25 protein-coding genes are annotated in these 14,304 nt (G+C 61.1%); 4 read left to right on the top strand and 21 right to left on the bottom strand.

All coding sequences use genetic code 11. The features are described from left to right. Both M3498_10255 and M3498_10250 read right to left on the bottom strand, forming a co-directional pair. On the bottom strand, nucleotides 1-733 hold a 733-nt coding region (locus M3498_10255; GenBank protein ID MDQ3459664.1), incomplete at its 3' end, for a metallophosphoesterase. A 17-nt stretch (nucleotides 734-750) separates the two neighbouring features. Then, nucleotides 751-1,440, bottom strand: a complete 690-nt coding sequence (locus M3498_10250) for a hypothetical protein (protein MDQ3459663.1) — start codon at nucleotides 1,438-1,440, stop codon at nucleotides 751-753. A gap of 186 nt (nucleotides 1,441-1,626) precedes the next feature. Here M3498_10250 and M3498_10245 point away from each other — a divergent pair, with 186 nt between their 5' ends. The 3 genes from M3498_10245 to M3498_10235 all read left to right on the top strand — a co-directional run bounded on the left by M3498_10245 (nucleotide 1,627) and on the right by M3498_10235 (nucleotide 4,217). Further along, nucleotides 1,627-2,598 (top strand): aldo/keto reductase, encoded by a 972-nt coding sequence (locus M3498_10245; GenBank protein MDQ3459662.1) that lies wholly within the window; start codon nucleotides 1,627-1,629, stop codon nucleotides 2,596-2,598. A 118-nt stretch (nucleotides 2,599-2,716) separates the two neighbouring features. Further along, the gene (locus tag M3498_10240; GenBank protein ID MDQ3459661.1) at nucleotides 2,717-3,598 is read left to right on the top strand and encodes a DMT family transporter; all 882 of its coding nucleotides are present in this window, start codon (nucleotides 2,717-2,719) and stop codon (nucleotides 3,596-3,598) included. A gap of 34 nt (nucleotides 3,599-3,632) precedes the next feature. Then, nucleotides 3,633-4,217 carry a cysteine hydrolase gene (locus tag M3498_10235; GenBank protein ID MDQ3459660.1) on the top strand — a complete coding sequence of 195 codons (585 nt, stop codon included), beginning with the start codon at nucleotides 3,633-3,635 and terminating at the stop codon, nucleotides 4,215-4,217. Here M3498_10235 and M3498_10230 read toward each other — a convergent pair. Together M3498_10230 and M3498_10225 are read right to left on the bottom strand one after the other, a co-directional pair. Then, the gene (locus M3498_10230) at nucleotides 4,214-5,419 is read right to left on the bottom strand and encodes a cation:proton antiporter (GenBank protein MDQ3459659.1); all 1,206 of its coding nucleotides are present in this window, start codon (nucleotides 5,417-5,419) and stop codon (nucleotides 4,214-4,216) included. The genes M3498_10235 and M3498_10230 overlap by 4 nt on opposite strands. Nucleotides 5,420-5,428: 9 nt before the next feature. After that, nucleotides 5,429-5,920, bottom strand: coding sequence for a cation:proton antiporter regulatory subunit (locus M3498_10225; protein MDQ3459658.1), 492 nt, complete (start codon nucleotides 5,918-5,920; stop codon nucleotides 5,429-5,431). A gap of 342 nt (nucleotides 5,921-6,262) precedes the next feature. Here M3498_10225 and M3498_10220 point away from each other — a divergent pair, with 342 nt between their 5' ends. Further along, nucleotides 6,263-7,195: an aminoglycoside phosphotransferase family protein gene (locus M3498_10220; GenBank protein MDQ3459657.1), complete on the top strand. Its 933-nt coding sequence runs from the start codon at nucleotides 6,263-6,265 to the stop codon at nucleotides 7,193-7,195. 199 nt (nucleotides 7,196-7,394) lie between these two features. Here the strand turns inward: M3498_10220 and M3498_10215 are convergent, their stop codons facing one another. From M3498_10215 to M3498_10135, 17 genes are all read right to left on the bottom strand, one after another. Then, complete coding sequence (locus tag M3498_10215) at nucleotides 7,395-7,832, bottom strand: PIN domain-containing protein (protein MDQ3459656.1); 438 nt, start codon at nucleotides 7,830-7,832, stop codon at nucleotides 7,395-7,397. Continuing rightward, nucleotides 7,789-8,013 carry a hypothetical protein gene (locus M3498_10210; GenBank protein ID MDQ3459655.1) on the bottom strand — a complete coding sequence of 75 codons (225 nt, stop codon included), beginning with the start codon at nucleotides 8,011-8,013 and terminating at the stop codon, nucleotides 7,789-7,791. The genes M3498_10215 and M3498_10210 overlap by 44 nt, the downstream gene beginning before the upstream one ends. A 119-nt stretch (nucleotides 8,014-8,132) precedes the next feature. Then, nucleotides 8,133-8,372: a hypothetical protein gene (locus M3498_10205; protein ID MDQ3459654.1), complete on the bottom strand. Its 240-nt coding sequence runs from the start codon at nucleotides 8,370-8,372 to the stop codon at nucleotides 8,133-8,135. A 70-nt stretch (nucleotides 8,373-8,442) separates the two neighbouring features. After that, complete coding sequence (locus M3498_10200) at nucleotides 8,443-8,730, bottom strand: hypothetical protein (GenBank protein ID MDQ3459653.1); 288 nt, start codon at nucleotides 8,728-8,730, stop codon at nucleotides 8,443-8,445. A gap of 36 nt (nucleotides 8,731-8,766) precedes the next feature. Beyond that, nucleotides 8,767-8,994 carry a hypothetical protein gene (locus M3498_10195; GenBank protein MDQ3459652.1) on the bottom strand — a complete coding sequence of 76 codons (228 nt, stop codon included), beginning with the start codon at nucleotides 8,992-8,994 and terminating at the stop codon, nucleotides 8,767-8,769. A gap of 116 nt (nucleotides 8,995-9,110) precedes the next feature. Continuing rightward, entirely contained in the window at nucleotides 9,111-9,524 is a 414-nt protein-coding gene (locus tag M3498_10190; GenBank protein MDQ3459651.1) for a hypothetical protein, read from the bottom strand. Nucleotides 9,525-9,667: 143 nt separating this feature from the next. Further along, nucleotides 9,668-9,874, bottom strand: coding sequence for a hypothetical protein (locus M3498_10185; protein MDQ3459650.1), 207 nt, complete (start codon nucleotides 9,872-9,874; stop codon nucleotides 9,668-9,670). Then, complete coding sequence (locus M3498_10180) at nucleotides 9,852-10,133, bottom strand: BrnT family toxin (GenBank protein ID MDQ3459649.1); 282 nt, start codon at nucleotides 10,131-10,133, stop codon at nucleotides 9,852-9,854. Before M3498_10180 ends, M3498_10185 begins: the two co-directional genes overlap by 23 nt. Before the next feature lie 124 nt (nucleotides 10,134-10,257). Then, the gene (locus tag M3498_10175) at nucleotides 10,258-10,404 is read right to left on the bottom strand and encodes a hypothetical protein (GenBank protein ID MDQ3459648.1); all 147 of its coding nucleotides are present in this window, start codon (nucleotides 10,402-10,404) and stop codon (nucleotides 10,258-10,260) included. A 587-nt stretch (nucleotides 10,405-10,991) separates the two neighbouring features. Then, nucleotides 10,992-11,222 carry a hypothetical protein gene (locus M3498_10170; GenBank protein ID MDQ3459647.1) on the bottom strand — a complete coding sequence of 77 codons (231 nt, stop codon included), beginning with the start codon at nucleotides 11,220-11,222 and terminating at the stop codon, nucleotides 10,992-10,994. 3 nt (nucleotides 11,223-11,225) lie between these two features. Continuing rightward, nucleotides 11,226-11,513 carry a type II toxin-antitoxin system HigB family toxin gene (locus tag M3498_10165; GenBank protein ID MDQ3459646.1) on the bottom strand — a complete coding sequence of 96 codons (288 nt, stop codon included), beginning with the start codon at nucleotides 11,511-11,513 and terminating at the stop codon, nucleotides 11,226-11,228. Beyond that, nucleotides 11,494-11,652 carry an NUDIX domain-containing protein gene (locus M3498_10160; protein ID MDQ3459645.1) on the bottom strand — a complete coding sequence of 53 codons (159 nt, stop codon included), beginning with the start codon at nucleotides 11,650-11,652 and terminating at the stop codon, nucleotides 11,494-11,496. Before M3498_10160 ends, M3498_10165 begins: the two co-directional genes overlap by 20 nt. A gap of 331 nt (nucleotides 11,653-11,983) precedes the next feature. After that, nucleotides 11,984-12,196, bottom strand: coding sequence for a type II toxin-antitoxin system HicA family toxin (locus M3498_10155; GenBank protein ID MDQ3459644.1), 213 nt, complete (start codon nucleotides 12,194-12,196; stop codon nucleotides 11,984-11,986). After that, nucleotides 12,196-12,393, bottom strand: a complete 198-nt coding sequence (locus M3498_10150; GenBank protein ID MDQ3459643.1) for a type II toxin-antitoxin system HicB family antitoxin — start codon at nucleotides 12,391-12,393, stop codon at nucleotides 12,196-12,198. Before M3498_10150 ends, M3498_10155 begins: the two co-directional genes overlap by 1 nt. Nucleotides 12,394-12,467: 74 nt before the next feature. Continuing rightward, complete coding sequence (locus M3498_10145) at nucleotides 12,468-12,731, bottom strand: type II toxin-antitoxin system HicB family antitoxin (protein MDQ3459642.1); 264 nt, start codon at nucleotides 12,729-12,731, stop codon at nucleotides 12,468-12,470. A gap of 143 nt (nucleotides 12,732-12,874) precedes the next feature. Then, nucleotides 12,875-13,693 (bottom strand): sugar nucleotide-binding protein, encoded by an 819-nt coding sequence (locus tag M3498_10140; protein MDQ3459641.1) that lies wholly within the window; start codon nucleotides 13,691-13,693, stop codon nucleotides 12,875-12,877. Nucleotides 13,694-13,828: 135 nt separating this feature from the next. Continuing rightward, a complete protein-coding gene (locus tag M3498_10135; protein MDQ3459640.1) occupies nucleotides 13,829-14,218 on the bottom strand; it encodes a VOC family protein in 390 nt (129 codons plus the stop codon). Nucleotides 14,219-14,304: the final 86 nt, after the last annotated feature.

Here is a 14,304-nt window from a genome sequence, read left to right as displayed (position 1 = left end):
GGTAGTCGAGCCTCTCCGCGGAGAGAATCATCTCGAGAAACTGCCGGTCGCCGAGCGCGTCTATCATGGCAAAGCGGTGGGCCTCGTCCAGGTAGACGCCGCCGGGCATGACGGTGTGGCCGTAGACGCCGAAGCGGTGGCCGGCGTAGCTCAGGTATTCGGGCTTCTTGCGCCACCAGGTCTTGGCCTCATCGTCGTGATAGAAGAAGTCGTCGTAGCGCTGCATGGCGGGCAGCGGCCCGGCGTGCGCGACGTGGACGCCGTGGTAGACCTTTTCACGGGGAAAGGCGCGCAGCCACGCTGCCAGGTCCTCGGGCAGGGCGAGACCGCCCCTCGCCTCGTCGAACTCGTCGTGCCGGAGGCCGCCCCTCGAGCTCAGGCTGTAGCCGTGCTCAAGCGCCGTCTCGTCGTGGTTGCCCAGGATGACGCTGACGTTGCCCCGGGCGCTCTCCGCGTAGCGCCTGAAGCGGTAGAGCTCGAGGATCTGCGCCTCGGCGGCGCGGCGCAGGTGGTCCGGGTTCTGGCAATCGTAGCGCCCGACGCCGGCCGCGAGGGCATAGGCGAGGGCGTCCTTGTAGTGGACGAGGTCGCCGCTGAGGACGACCTGAAAGCGCCCCGCTATGAGCTGCGGTGTCGGCTGCAAGCCGTCGTCGGCGGCCAGGGCCGCCCTCAGCGCGCGCCACAACTCGTCCCACTGGCCGTGCACGTCTCCGATGGCGATGAGCTTGAACATATCGGCTCGGGCAGCGGTCAGGCGGCGTCGGTCTTGAGCAGGGCGCGCAGCCTGCGGTAGAGCTCGCGCGACTGCTCGGGGTTGCCGCCGTAGCCCGAGAACTCGACGACGAGCCTGGCGACCTGCGCGCCCTTGCCCTCCCCCTTGAGGCGTTCGACGAGGCGGTCGATGGCCTTTTGGCCTTCGCTCTTTTGCGGCTTGGGCTCCGGGGCTGGGGGCGTCTCGGCCGGCGCAGCGGGCACCGCCTCGGGCTCGTAGAGGATCTCGCCGGCCTCGGGGTTGTAGTCCACCCAGTAGCTCGCCCCCTGGTCGACGGCAGGCCGCAGGCCGAAGCCCTCGGCGGCGAGGACCAGGGCGTCACGGGCGCGCTCGGCGGGACCGAGCTGAGGCGCGGCGCTCACGGCGGCCTTGCTCACGCCCTCTACGGTAAGCGTGCAGATAACCGCGTCCTGCCAGGGGGTATAGACGTTCGACCAGCCGTCTATCCGCAGGACCTCGTCGAGCCGCGCCGTCACGACCTCCGCCCGGAGTTGCGGCCGGACGCGCGCGCGCTGACCGTCTTCGGCGAGCTCGAGCAGGCGCCACTCCACGCTCTCTTGGCCGAAAGGGCGAACCAGGCGGGCCCAGATACTGTTGTCGGGGTTGACGCCGTCGGGGTTGACGCCGTCGGGGGTAGCGCCGTCGAGAGTGCTGTCGGAGTCCTCCACAAGATGATTATAGAAGGACCGCTCGCCGCGCGATAGCGCGCAGTCTACGCTTCTTCCCTCACGGGCGGAAAAAGGGCGTGCAACGCAGACGTATAATGCCTTAATGCCTCTGTTGATGAGCTGATGATGAGCTGAGGCTGGATGAGATAGCGCGCGTACTGGTGTGATGTGCCCTTAGGAGGCAAGATGAACTACCGCACGTTGGGACGAACCGGTGTCAAGGTATCGCGGTTGTGCTTTGGCACCATGTCCTTTGGCAGCACCTCGGATGAAGCGACCTCCCAGGCCGTCTTTCAGCGCTGCCGGGACGCCGGCGTCAACTTCTTCGACTGCGCGAACGTCTACGCGGGCGGCCGCTCCGAGGAGATCCTCGGCACGCTCATGGCTGATTCTCGAGACGACCTCGTCATCACCTCCAAGGTGTACGGGAAGATGGGTGAGGGCGTCAACCAGCGTGGCCTGTCGCGCCGCCACATCATGCAGGCGGTCGAGGCGAGCCTGAAGCGACTGAAGACCGACCGGTTGGACCTCTACTTCGTCCATCAGTTCGACGCCGACACCCCCATCGAGGAGACCTTGCAGGCGCTTGATAACCTGGTGCAGCGTGGCATGGTCCTCTACCTGGGGGTCAGCAACTGGGCCGCCTGGCAGATCGCCAAGGCACTGGGTATCTCAGCCAGGGAGGGTCTCGCCCGCTTTGAGTGCATGCAGCCCATGTACAACCTGGTAAAGCGTCAGGCCGAAGTGGAACTCCTGCCTCTAGCACGATCTGAAGCGCTGGGCGTCATTCCTTACAGCCCACTGGGCGGTGGCCTCTTGACGGGAAAGTACAGCAGCACGGCCAAGCCGGAACAGGGAAGACTGGTCGAGAACAGCATGTACGGCAAACGCTACGGCGACACGTCTTACTACGAGACCGCCGAGCGTTTTACGGCTCACGCTCAGGAGCGCGGCGTGCATCCCGCGACTCTGGCGCTAGCCTGGGTGATGGCACATCCTGCTGTGACCGCGCCCATCATCGGGGCGAGGGACGTGGAGCAGCTCGAGTCCTCTCTTGCCGCTGTCGAGGTAGAGATGACTCAAGCGTGGCGTGATGAGATATCGGCCCTTTCGTTTGAACCGCCACCTGCTACTGACCGCAGTGAAGAGAGGGTTTAGGGGCTGAAGGCTCTCTAAGGAAAGCGGCAAGGATCTCCGATCGCCGGCGCGTCGCCTTCTGGAAAGACGTGGCGCTGCGCCAGCCTCGCGGTAGACCTGCCGGCGGATAGACTGGGGCGTGAACGCCTACGTGCTCGTCTTTGCCGCCGCCCTCCTCTGGGGTCTCATCGGCGCCTTTTCCAGAGGCCTGCTCGAGATGGGCGTCGCCCCGCTCGAGCAGGCCTTCTGGCGCGCGGCCATCGCGGGCGCTCTCTTCGCGCTTCACGCGGCTTTGGCTCGAGAAGGCTTGCCCAAGAGCGGCCGCGACCTCCTTGGCTTCGCCCTCTTCAGCCTCGTCGGGGTGACGGTCTTTTACGCCTCCTTCGCCCTGGCCGTGGCGGCGGGCGGCATCACCCTAGCGACCATCTTGCTCTACACCGCGCCGGCCTTTGTCGCGCTGCTCGCCTGGGGGCTGCTGCGCGAAACGATGACCGCGCGCAAGCTCGGCCTGGTGGCGATGACCCTCTGTGGCGTCGCGCTCGTGTCCCTGGGCGGCGGCGAAGGGGTGCGAGTCTCTCCCCTCTCGCTCTTCTGGGGCCTCGCCGCCGGCCTCTCCTACTCGAGCTACTACCTCTTCGGCAAGTGGGCGCTTCAGCGCTACGCGCCCGTCGCCATCTACGCCGTGGTCCTGCCCTTGGGCGCCTTGAGCCTCTTGCCGCTGGTGGCTTTCAGCCCCAAGAGCGCGAGCGCCTGGGGGCTCTTGGCCCTGCTGGCGGTCTTCTCGACCTACCTGGCCTACCTGCTTTACTACACCGGGCTGAGAACCATCGAGGCCTCGAGGGCGGTCCTCGTCGCCAGCGTCGAGCCGGCCTTTGCCGCGCTGCTCGCCGCCCTTATCTTCGGCGAGCGCTTCGGCGCCCTGGGCCTCGTCGGCGCCGGGCTGGTGCTCCTGGCGGCGGTCCTGGCCTCGCTGCCGGCGCGAGAGGCCCCGGAGCAAGAGGCGAAGCGCGCCGGCCCGTAAGAGTTTGGAAGCCCCGCGCCCCTAGACTGGACGCATGAGCGCGGCCCTGCTGCTGATCGACGTCATCAACTCGTTCGAGTTCGAGGGCGCCGAGACCATCTTGCCGCGCGCCCTCGAGGCCAGCGCGGCCATCGCCGGGCTCAGGCGGCGCGCCAAGGCCGCGGGCGTGCCGGTGCTCTACGTCAACGACAACTACGGCGACTGGCGTTCGGACTTCAACCACACCGTCAAAGAGGCCCTGAACGCCCGCGGTGGGCCCATCGCCGCGAGGCTTGAACCCGAGGACGACGACTACTTCGTCCTCAAGCCCAAGAACTCGGGCTTCTACGGCACCCCGCTCGAGCTCCTGCTGGCCCACCTCGAGGTCCAGACCGTCATCTTGACGGGCTTCGCCAGCGACATCTGCGTGCTCTATACCGCGAGCGACGCCCACATGCGCGGCTTCGAGGTGATGGTGCCGCAAGACTGCGTGGCCGCCGAGAGCGAAGAGGAGAACAGCCGCACCTTGGAGCTCCTGGCGAGGACCCTGAGCGCCCGCGTGCTGCCCGCCGAGGACATCGACTTAGCAGGCTTGCAGCGCGAGGGCAAGCGCGAGGTCAAGGCGCGCCTGGAAGCTTAGCTCCGCGCGAGGATGCCGCTGAACACCTTGTTGAACACCGTGTAGATGCGCCGCGACTCCTTGGTGAGCAGCGGGCCCAGGACCGCCAGAATGAGGACGTAGAGCGCTGCGAAGGGCTGGAGGATGGGCAGGAGGCCGCCGGCCAAGGCCAGGTTGGCCATGATGATGGAAAACTCGCCCCTCGACACGATGGTCAGGCCGATGTTGGTGGACGCCCTGGGCGAGAGCCCGGCGCTGCGCCCGGCCAGCATGCCCGCCGCGACGTTGCCGATGACGGTGAGCAGGACGGCCAGAAGCGCCGGCCCCACCGCGCCGCCCAAGAGCAGCGGGTTGATGCTCAGCCCGAAGGAGAAGAAGAACACCGCCCCGAAAAAGTCCCGGAAGGGGAGAATCGCGCGCTCGATGCGCTGGCGGTGGCTCGTCTCGGCCAGGACCAGGCCCACCAGCAAGGCGCCGATGGCTTCAGCGACGTGGATGGTCTCGCCAAAGCCGGCGATCATCAAGAGCGCGGCGAAGACGACGAACATGAACACTTCGTCCGAGGCGATGTCGAGCGCGCTGTTGAGCCAGGGCACGAGCCGCCGGCCCAGGATCAAAAAGGCCAGCATGAAGCCGAGCGCCAGCCCGGCCGCGGAGAGGATGCCCACCAGCGAGGTCGCCCCGCTCAGGACCAAGCCGGAGACGACCGACAGGTAGACGGCCAAAAACACGTCCTCGAACATGATGATGCCCAAGATCATGTCGGTCTCGGGGTTGGCGGTGCGCTTCAGCTCGACGATGAGCTTGGCGACGATGGCGCTCGACGAGATGGTGAGGATGCCGGCGACGACGAGCACCTCCTGCAGGGGCCAGCCCATGAGGGCGCCGAACAGCAGGCCGATCGTCAGGTTGATGCCGATATAGATGCTGCCGCCCGTCACGATCGAGCGTCCCGCCCGCACCAGCCGGCCCACCGAGAACTCGAGCCCCAGGTAGAAGAGCAAGAAGAGCACGCCGAGCTGACCCAAAAAGGCGATAAAGGGCGCGCCGTAGGAGAACTGCAGGCTAAAGGGTCCGAGTTCGGGGGTGTGCGGCCCCATCACCATGCCCATCAATATGAGAAAGGGCACCGCCGAGAAGCGCAAGCGGTTGGCGAGCAGGGTGGCGCCCAGGATGAGGGCGAGCGCCAGGCCCACCTCGAAGATGACGTGCTCTAGGGTCATGCCTAGCCCCTAGGGGCGGGTAAGCAATTTTTTGAGCGCCCTCACCTGAGTGCGGTTGCCCGACACGACCACGGTGGTGCCTTGGCCGAGAAGCTGTTCGGGGCCGGGGCTGATCTTGTTGTCGCCGCCCTCCACGACGGCGATGATGTTGGCGCCGGTCGTCTCGCGCACGCCGAGTTCGGCGATGGTCTTGCCCGCCCCGGCCGCGCCGGGCTCGACCTTGATCCACTCGATGACCAGGTCCTTGAGATCGATCTGGCTGGTCTCGAGCGCCTGGGGCTGGTAGCTGAGGCCGCCGATGATGCCGGCCACCTTGCGCGCCTCCTCGTCGCTCAGGCTGATCATCGAGATGCTCTCGTCGGGGTTGTCGTAGGAGAAGTGGTAGAGCTCGCGCTGGCCGTCGTCGTGGATGACCACCACCAGCTTGTCGCCGCTGCGGGTCTCGACCTGAAACTTTCGTCCGATGCCCGGAAGGTCGGACTCTCTGATGTTTGGGCTCACGGTCTCCTCCTGTTCGTCAACCTGTTCGTCAACCTGTTCGTCAACCTTCATCCGACCCCTGCTCAGGGCCGCATTCATGGCAGCGTTTTTACCATACCCCGCTGTGCGCGTCCGGCTGGTGAGCCTAGAGGCTGCCCTTCGAGTTCTCCTACTCCTACTCCTACACCTACGTCGCGCCTGCCGTCGGAGGGGACGGCCGCCGCTGCGTCCTCAAGCTGGGCCTGCCTAGGGAGCTGACGCGAGATCGCCAAAAGGCTGCACGACCAGGCGCGGCTGCGCTAAGCGGGCGTCCCGAAAGGAGGGCGACCCACCCTTCTTTCGTTGGGGTAAGCTCGAAAGAGCGTGCTCGCCCTGCCCAAAAGCTTTACCCGCACCATCACCCAGACCTTCGGCGCGGCGGGCCGACGCTGGCTGGCCGAGTTGCCGGCGCTGCTCGAGCGCTGCCAGGCGCGCTGGGGCCTGGTCCTCCTGCCGCCCTTCGAGCTCTCCTACAACTACGTCGCGCCCGCCGTCCTGCCCGGCGGCCGCCCTTGCGTGCTCAAGCTGGGCCTGCCTAGGGAGCTGACGCGCGAGATCGCCGCGCTCAGGCTCTACGGCGGCGAGGGCGCGGTCCGGCTCCTGGACGCCGACCCCGGCATGGGCGCGCTGCTCCTGGAGCGGCTCCTGCCCGGCCGCTCGCTTCATGACGACTGGGACGGCGACCCGGTGAACGACGAAGAGGCGGCCCGCGCCGCCGCGCTGGTCATGACAGGGCTCTGGCGGGCGGCGCCCGAAGGGCACCCGTTCCTGCCGCTGGCCGACTGGGCGGAGGGGCTGCGCGACCTCCGCGCGCGCTTCGGCGGCGGCAGCGGCCCGTTGCCCGAAAGACTGGTGGACCGCGCCGAGGGCGTTTTCGCGGAGCTTCTTGGCTCGAGCCCGCCCCTGCTGCTGCACGGCGACCTCCACCACGGCAACATCTTGAGCGCCCGCCGAGACGCCGGGGCCTTGGCCTCGTTCGCCATCGACCCTAAGGGCGTCGTCGGCGACGCCGGCTATGAGGTCGGCGCCTTCTTGCGCAACCCTGCGCCCCGTGTCGCCAAGCATCCCGGCCTCAAAGGGCTGCTGGAGCGCCGCATCGCGGTCTTGGCCGAAACCTTGGCGATGGACGCGCGCGACGTCGCCGCCTGGGGCCTGGCGCACGCCGTCCTCTCGGCCTGGTGGGACTTGGAGGACGGAAACGGCGGCTGGGAGGCAGCCACCGCCTGCGCCGCCGCGCTCAGCGACCTCACCCCCTAGCGCCCAACCCTAGTGCTGGCCTCTAACGCCAAGGCGCTCGAGGGGTTCACCGGCAGCAACGCCGCTCGCGAAGTAGCCTGCCTCACGCCGAGCGGTTGCGGTCCAACGACAAAGCTCAGCGGCGTGCCCCTATTCTATCCTACGATGAAGACATAGATGCAGTTCGAGAGGCGCATGGCGCGTCCGTTGGAGTGATTTGTCAGGTGTGCGACGGCGAACGCATCAATGCCTTAAATCCAGCTTGCACAAAGTGCTGGTCGAAGGTTAGCGCTCGGTCAATACCTCTTTCACGCATGACGACGAATGAGATACAGTCCACGAGTCCCCACGCTTTATCTTGATGGGTTCGGTACAGGGCGAAGGCTTCATTGAAAAGCTCTGGTGTTAGGCTGACAATTTCCACCTCCTCGGCGGACAAGAACTGTTCGATAACTGCGACAGCTTCTTGCTTGTAGTTCCGGGCAAGGGCGTTGCCAATTTCGAGCAGTACAGCATTTGTTATTAGTAGGGGGTAATGTTCGAGCTCGTTGGCTAGAGCTAAAGCCCGCTCATGATACTGGTCGCGCTGGTTAACCAGGGCGACGACAAAGGTATCAACGAGAATCTTCAATGCACTTCTCACCGCTGACGTACGCATCTAAGTTGCTGGCGAAGTCTTGAGGCGCAGCTATTTTGATGTTTTTCAGGCTTGACATAAGACTCGGCTCTGCTGTCTTTTGCTTCGCCTGCACAAAGGCTTTGATCAGAGCATAGAGTTCGTCGATATCCTTATCGCCCAGTTTAGCTATTTCGTTTTGCATCAGCTCTTTAGTCGTCATGCTTTTCACCTTGCGGATGAGTGTAGCACACCTAATGACAAACAGCCGCCGTGGGTATGGAGCGTTGCGCGCGCACCTGATGCCCTAAGATGATGCCGTGGCAGCGGAGAGCAGATCGGCTACTCTTTCTCGAAGAGATGCTCTACCTGTTGCCATCCGCCTTGCTTGACCTCTTTCGTGAGGCTTGCCGCATCCTCTCGAGTTAACGCACTCTGTCGCCGAATCGCTTCTAGCGCCAGATAATCGAGCAGTTTGGCAAGCACTTCCTCATCAGCTACCTGACGTGGCAGCCGAACAACGATGTCATCCTGATCGGTCGTTATCTCATATGGTCGCATGGGCTTTCCCTTCTTGTTCAAGCGCCAACCAGTCCGCAGCTATTGTACTTTGTAGGAGGCGGTGTTGCTCACGCTGACGAAGCCATGACGGCTACAAGCGCGGGGGATCAAGCCAGGAGATTACCTCGGCCTCCCGAATGTTGACAGGTCCGGCGGCCATGATATGGGGCACGCCGACCCACCAGGCACCACGCTGGCCTCGAGCATGCAACTCTTGATACCAGTCCAGTGTGGCCGTAGGCAAGGCGGCGAGTTCAAGGTAGCTGGCGGTGTCGAGCCACTGCAACTCATCAGGCAAGATCGGCAGCGAGGGATTGCGGCCGCGGGGCTCGACGACCACGGTAGGCACCACTTCGAGGGCTGTTACCGGAATGCGCAAGAAGCGAGCATCGGGTAGGGCAACGCCCAAATTGTGTCAGGCGGCGACGATGAGATGAGGATGCGCTGGTGAGAACTGCACGACATCTTGCCAGCGGCATTCAAGTCGTGGAATCCACCGCTCCGGCAGTGTCAAGCGGCTTGGGTGATCCTGATACTTGGCTAGCTCCCGTGAGTATAGTTCGGGATAGGTCTGTTTCAGGCTTGAGAGCGGCAGCAGCTGCTCGCCAACGAGGGGCTCAGGTTGCTTGTGATAGACAAACATAGGCCTCCTTCGGAATCGTTCCATGGGACGCCGGCTATGTCCTAGCTCAGCTAGACGGACGCCCAACGAACTCTGGCCATTGCCCCTATTGGTCCTTTCCGCGCTGCAACGACTCGTTAGGCGTGCGCTCGTGTTTGGGCATGGTGTGAGCCCAAACAGAATGCGCCAGAGAGTGCCGATGTTAGCTCAAGCAGAGCAATTGCGGCAGCGCTAGCGATGAATTGGGAGTGAGATTCCGGGCTGCCGCTTGGCAGATGGCCAATGTTGTCGGGCGATACCAGCACATAGTGGTGATACGCGCCGAAGAGAAGAGCACCGAGCATAGAGAGGAAGAACATCCACAGGCCGATCGAGATGTAGCGTGTCCATACGAGACCGGCAGCGATGATTGGGGCGATGAGGATCACGACATAAACGAAGGCTTTCTTCTCGGGCGGAAGTGCGATCGCGAGCTGGGTGTGCGCACTGCCGTGCCAAAGGGTTGCGGCGAGATGGATTGTGACAAGCCCGGTAATCAGGATCTTGGTCATGAATGGACCTCTCGCGTGCGCCTAACGGCTTGACTCAGCGGCGCGCCCCAATGCAATACCAGCCGATGACTGGACTCGCAATGAAACCCGATGTGCGCGCGGGCGCGTCCGTTGCAACGTATGTTAGGCGATCCTGCACTTTGTCAGTGACGAGGCATGGCTTCGATGAGCGCCCGTAACGCTTTATTGACTGACTCTGGCGTGCTAAAGACTTGAGCAACATCTTCGTCAAGCACAACAACGGTTCGCTTCGGACTGGCAGTGGCGAAGCGGTTTGGCTTTGCCTTTACATAGTCGAACTCGTATTCCGGAAGCAAATCGTCCTGTTCAGGGGAGGGCATTTTCTTCATACGCTTTACGCTCCTTTCGGGTTGCCAATCGCGCGCTGATAAGGCGGACAGCGTGGGCTCGTTCAGTGAAACTGACGAGCAAAAGCCGGTTCCGTTGCGAGTGACCGATGATAATTTCCCGCCGCTCGTCCGTCGAGTGTTTCTCATCGTCGAAGATGACGGCGAGAGGATTATCGAAACCCGTTGTGGCTTCCTCAAAACCGACCTCATGCTTGGTTAAATTCGAGGCTGCTTTCGCTTCGGCCCAGTCGAACTCCACAACATAACTATAGCTGAGCAGCAGGCGTGGGAAGCAGTAGGCACGAGATCGCTTAACGGCAAAGTTTACCAGCACCAACATGGCGAGCCTGCGAGCGGCGTTGGTCTCCAGTATAATGCATTATTCAGCCGAGCTTGTTGTCGAACATGTCGGAATAGCCTGGGTAAGACGTTCCACCGGAGTCCTTGCGCAGTTTGAGTTCAAGGCTCGAAGTCGGCAGGGGCCGCTGCCTGATCTCCTCGATGCCGCCAATCACGAGACGTTGGTCCACCGATACTCCAGGCCGGCCCGAAAGTACCTCCCTGTCAGTCAGGCACCACCATCAGGCCAAGGTTGGCCCAAAGACCGCAAGCTCGGCACAAAGGTGGCTTGAAGCCTTATGCCTCTCGTCTTCGGTAAGGTCACGGGTCTGAGCATAGACCCCAACGAACGGCCGGGACACATCCCCACCGTAGAAGTGTATTCCCGCAAGCACCGATGCGTCTCGCAGCAGTCGGATTTCACGCGGACAGTAATCGGAATCTGACGCTGAGGGAACGGAGCAGTGTTTGCTGTAGTTCGCTGCACTGTTCAGGTTCGTTCTGGACTGGATGGTGTGGTGGAGTTCAGTTTCGAGAGAGCGTACAACCTCTTCCTCTCCCAGCCACTGCCTAACCGGCCCCGGCGTGGTCTCGAGAAGCCAGGCTAGGTAGGGTGCATTCTGCATCGTTCTCAGAAACTCTTTTTTGTCCGCCCAACGGTCTGCGTTTCAGCCGCTCCTCAGTTAACGGTAACAGGAATAGGCACTGGAACGGGAATTGGGGAGAAAAAAGTCGGTTGCAAACGCTGGTTGAACGGCAATCACACCTTGCCCATAAGTTACACTGCCGTGACTTCAGGAACGTGCTCATCCTCGTACTTTTCGATTAGCACGCCAAGGACTTCCATGAGTGAGGTCAGCTCATGACTTTCGTCCTCGCCGACAGTATCAATCAAGCTGTCAAGCAGCACCACGAGCCGCTGATAGTCCTCTTCGGTATGCGGCACAAACACGTGGTCTGCTAAAGCCGGCCACACCTGCTCTACTTGTGCTACGTCCTGGGTTGGCATCGCTCACTCCTTCCAGCTTCCCTTATCATACGCGTCATGGGTTAGCACGGCGCGAACATAGACCTTCTGCCGATTGTAGTGAATGGCGGCAATCAAACGTGCCTTGTTGCCGCCAATGTTAAAGACTGTCAGCCTGCCCACTTGGTCGGCATTTGGGAAGACGGCTCGCAACTCAGCGAAGGACCCGAACGAACCAGCTTTCACCTGCCTGTACCAATGCTGAAGCGCGCTCTTCGTTTCGGGGTGAAGGGCTGCAAAATCATTGAGCCGTTTACGGGTGATGATATGCATGATGTTGCCTCATGTGAGCTATGGTCGTATAGCCTGTTTCTTCCATGACCTCACGTTGGGCCGCTTGCACTAGCGATTCTCCCGTTTCTATCCCGCCTGCCGGCAGCTCCCATGTTTCCGTCCCAGTGGTATAGTGCATGACGCACACAAGCAAAAGCTGGTCAAGATGGTTCTCTACGACAGCGACGACAGACGGACTTTCGAACTCCAGCAGATGATGCTTGTCAATCACGCGACCGTTAGGAAACTGCACCCTATCAGCGTACACATTGACCCACGGATCTTCGTAGATCACAGTTCGTGAGAGCCGTTTCGGTTTCACAGGTTCTCCCAGGTGCCGCAGCAAGAGTGCATCATGCCGCCCAACGGTCTGCGTTTCAGCCGCTTCTCGCTCAGGATAACCAAAATGGACAACTCGATCACAGACGCCACAGAAAGGTCGGCTGCAAACGCGCGTTGGCTGGCATTTCCTACAGCAGTTTCTTGAATTCCTCAATCGTTAGGCCGGCATCTCGCACCATCCCACCCATCGTATAAGCATTCACCGGATTCGCCCGTGGAATCGTCAGAATATGGGTGCCATCCGTCATCACAATGTGTTTTCCTTGCCGGGAAACTCGAAATCCTGCCTTCTGCAATGCTCGAACGGCATCCTGATGATTGACACCAGCTAATTTGGGCATTAAATCGCGACTTCAACTTCGCGCACGTCGGCGTCTTGAAGCGCCTCATCGACGACCGAGAGGTATTCCTGAATGGCCTCTCTAATGTTCTCGAGCGCCTCTGTTTCCGTTTCACCCTGGGACCAACAACCAGGTAAGCCGGGAACAGAAACGCTGAAGCCCTCTTCCGAACGGCGTAGCGCAATCTTATATTTCATGGGGACCTCCTTTCGCAGAAGTATACTTCGAGGATGCTATCTACCGAACGGCTCGGCGTTTAGACAGTCTCGCTTCACCTGTTATCCCTCACGAACGTACTCGAGTCGGTCAAAGACATTACGGAACCCCACTGAAGCGTAGAGCTTTGACGCAGCGTATGAAACCGCTCCCCAACCTCCTCCGGTGAGGCGGTCTCGAAGAACAGCTCGAGCGCTTCGCGCAAGTTTTCGCGGGCCTCCTCGATCGTGCCGCCCTGACTGGCAATGTCGAGTTCTGGACAGAGCGCCACGTAACCATCCTGCTCCCTTTCGATAATTGCGGTTAGCTGTTTATGCATGAACGCTCTCTCCAGTCGGTCGTGCGTACCAAATGGTGCAGCGGTTTAGATGTTTCGCAATGTAGCGTAGCAGAGAGGGGCAAATCTTGATAGCTGGGACATGCCCGGACCACCTTCACTTCACCCCCTTCACTTCACCCCCTTCACTTCACCAAGGTCTCCTCAATGCTTAGCGGCACCTTGTTGGTAAGGGACTGCCACAGTGAAGCGTCCAGAGACGTATCCCTAGGAAATTCGGGCTCTTCAGGTATGGTGTTGTGCTGCAAACCCTTTGTGTTTACGCCAAGAGCTTTCATGGCTTGAAAGTGAAAATCGAAGACGCTCAGTCGTTCCCCCGCAACGTGGAGAGTACCCGCATAATCCGAAAACATAAGATGGATAACGGCCTCAGCGACCTGCTGGACTCCTAAAGGACTTTTAAACATGTCCCTGAAGAGCATGACCTTTTCACCAGCCTGAAGGGAGGCCCTTGTGCGCGCAAGGCGCCCGTCAAGCTGTCCATCCGCAAAGCCGTAGATGTAGCTGGGGCGGATAATACAATAATTCGTGCAGTTCTCCGCAATCAAGTGCTCACAGTGTTGCAGGTTGCGTCCGTAAAGCGTGCGGGGCTCAGGTTGGTCGGTTTCAAGGTACATCCCTCTATCCCCGCTAAAGACCGCATCACTCGACAAGTAGACAAGGCGCCTATCTTGACAACCGCGCACGAAGCGCTCCATTGCAGGGCGAACAATTTCAGATGGTTCTGTCTCGACGGCGGCTGCAAAGACAGCGGCGGAAAGCTTGAAGGCATCGCAAAGATCGCGGATATTGTCGCTGAAGAAGTCGTAGCGCACGGAGTTGGAAAATGGGTTGTTGCTGTGGTGGGTGGGGATAACTACGTTTAAAGCGGCAAGTCGTTTGGTGATGGTGCGCCCCAAAAAACCGCTGGCACCTATGACCAATACAGCAGCGTTTTCATTCATCACAAACCTCGAAACCAAAGCAGTTCAGGGTCAGCCCAACGGATCTGCGGCTCAGCTGCGCCGGCCAGCGAAGCGCCCGGCGTCAGTTGCAGCCGCAAGTTAGGCGGCGACATCTTGCCGGATAACCACCTGTAATCATGCGTCGGTTCGCGGTCCATACCTGAACAGCTTGATGCGATAACCATTCGGGTCTTCGATGAGAAACCCATACGGACCTTCGGCTGAGGTGAACTGGGCTCGCAGATCTTGCACGATTTCGATGCTCTTAGCGAGTTTGTCATGAAGACGGTCGACTTGCTCGAATGAATCCAGCTCAAGACCCAAGAACCGAATGCTCGAAGGGGAAGCGCTACCATTTGCCTCGAAACGCAAGACGAACCCGTCATCGAGGCGGAAGGCGAGCAGGCCAACCGACTCATTGTAGTTTGCTGCTTTTAGACCAAGGAGGCCCACGTAGAAATCGTGGGTCTCGGACAGCCGGTCAGTGATCAAGCAAATGTGCTGGCAGCGAATGTGATTCTCCATCGGTCTGTCTAACTAGGAGTTATACGGCATGTGACGGATAACGCCACTATAGGGGGTGTCATATTGCACCATTTGTTCGTAGGCAT

Source organism: Deinococcota bacterium, assembly GCA_030858465.1.
GTDB lineage: Bacteria > Deinococcota > Deinococci > Deinococcales > Trueperaceae > JALZLY01.
Note: the sequence above shows the minus strand (reverse complement) of the source record. Positions and strands in the feature narration are given on the sequence as shown.

Bases quoted from the DNA above. Each gene is read 5' to 3' on its own strand.
- M3498_10245 (MDQ3459662.1), top strand. From the start codon at position 1,627: ATGAACTACCGCACGTTGGGACGAACCGGTGTCAAGGTATCGCGGTTG.
- M3498_10235 (MDQ3459660.1), top strand. From the start codon at position 3,633: ATGAGCGCGGCCCTGCTGCTGATCGACGTCATCAACTCGTTCGAGTTC.
- M3498_10230 (MDQ3459659.1), bottom strand. From the start codon at position 5,419: ATGACCCTAGAGCACGTCATCTTCGAGGTGGGCCTGGCGCTCGCCCTC.
- M3498_10215 (MDQ3459656.1), bottom strand. From the start codon at position 7,832: ATGCGTACGTCAGCGGTGAGAAGTGCATTGAAGATTCTCGTTGATACC.
- M3498_10210 (MDQ3459655.1), bottom strand. From the start codon at position 8,013: ATGACGACTAAAGAGCTGATGCAAAACGAAATAGCTAAACTGGGCGAT.
- M3498_10195 (MDQ3459652.1), bottom strand. From the start codon at position 8,994: ATGTTTGTCTATCACAAGCAACCTGAGCCCCTCGTTGGCGAGCAGCTG.
- M3498_10190 (MDQ3459651.1), bottom strand. From the start codon at position 9,524: ATGACCAAGATCCTGATTACCGGGCTTGTCACAATCCATCTCGCCGCA.
- M3498_10185 (MDQ3459650.1), bottom strand. From the start codon at position 9,874: ATGAAGAAAATGCCCTCCCCTGAACAGGACGATTTGCTTCCGGAATAC.
- M3498_10170 (MDQ3459647.1), bottom strand. From the start codon at position 11,222: ATGCCAACCCAGGACGTAGCACAAGTAGAGCAGGTGTGGCCGGCTTTA.
- M3498_10165 (MDQ3459646.1), bottom strand. From the start codon at position 11,513: ATGCATATCATCACCCGTAAACGGCTCAATGATTTTGCAGCCCTTCAC.
- M3498_10160 (MDQ3459645.1), bottom strand. From the start codon at position 11,652: ATGCACTATACCACTGGGACGGAAACATGGGAGCTGCCGGCAGGCGGG.
- M3498_10155 (MDQ3459644.1), bottom strand. From the start codon at position 12,196: ATGCCCAAATTAGCTGGTGTCAATCATCAGGATGCCGTTCGAGCATTG.
- M3498_10150 (MDQ3459643.1), bottom strand. From the start codon at position 12,393: ATGAAATATAAGATTGCGCTACGCCGTTCGGAAGAGGGCTTCAGCGTT.
- M3498_10145 (MDQ3459642.1), bottom strand. From the start codon at position 12,731: ATGCATAAACAGCTAACCGCAATTATCGAAAGGGAGCAGGATGGTTAC.
- M3498_10140 (MDQ3459641.1), bottom strand. From the start codon at position 13,693: ATGAATGAAAACGCTGCTGTATTGGTCATAGGTGCCAGCGGTTTTTTG.
- M3498_10135 (MDQ3459640.1), bottom strand. From the start codon at position 14,218: ATGGAGAATCACATTCGCTGCCAGCACATTTGCTTGATCACTGACCGG.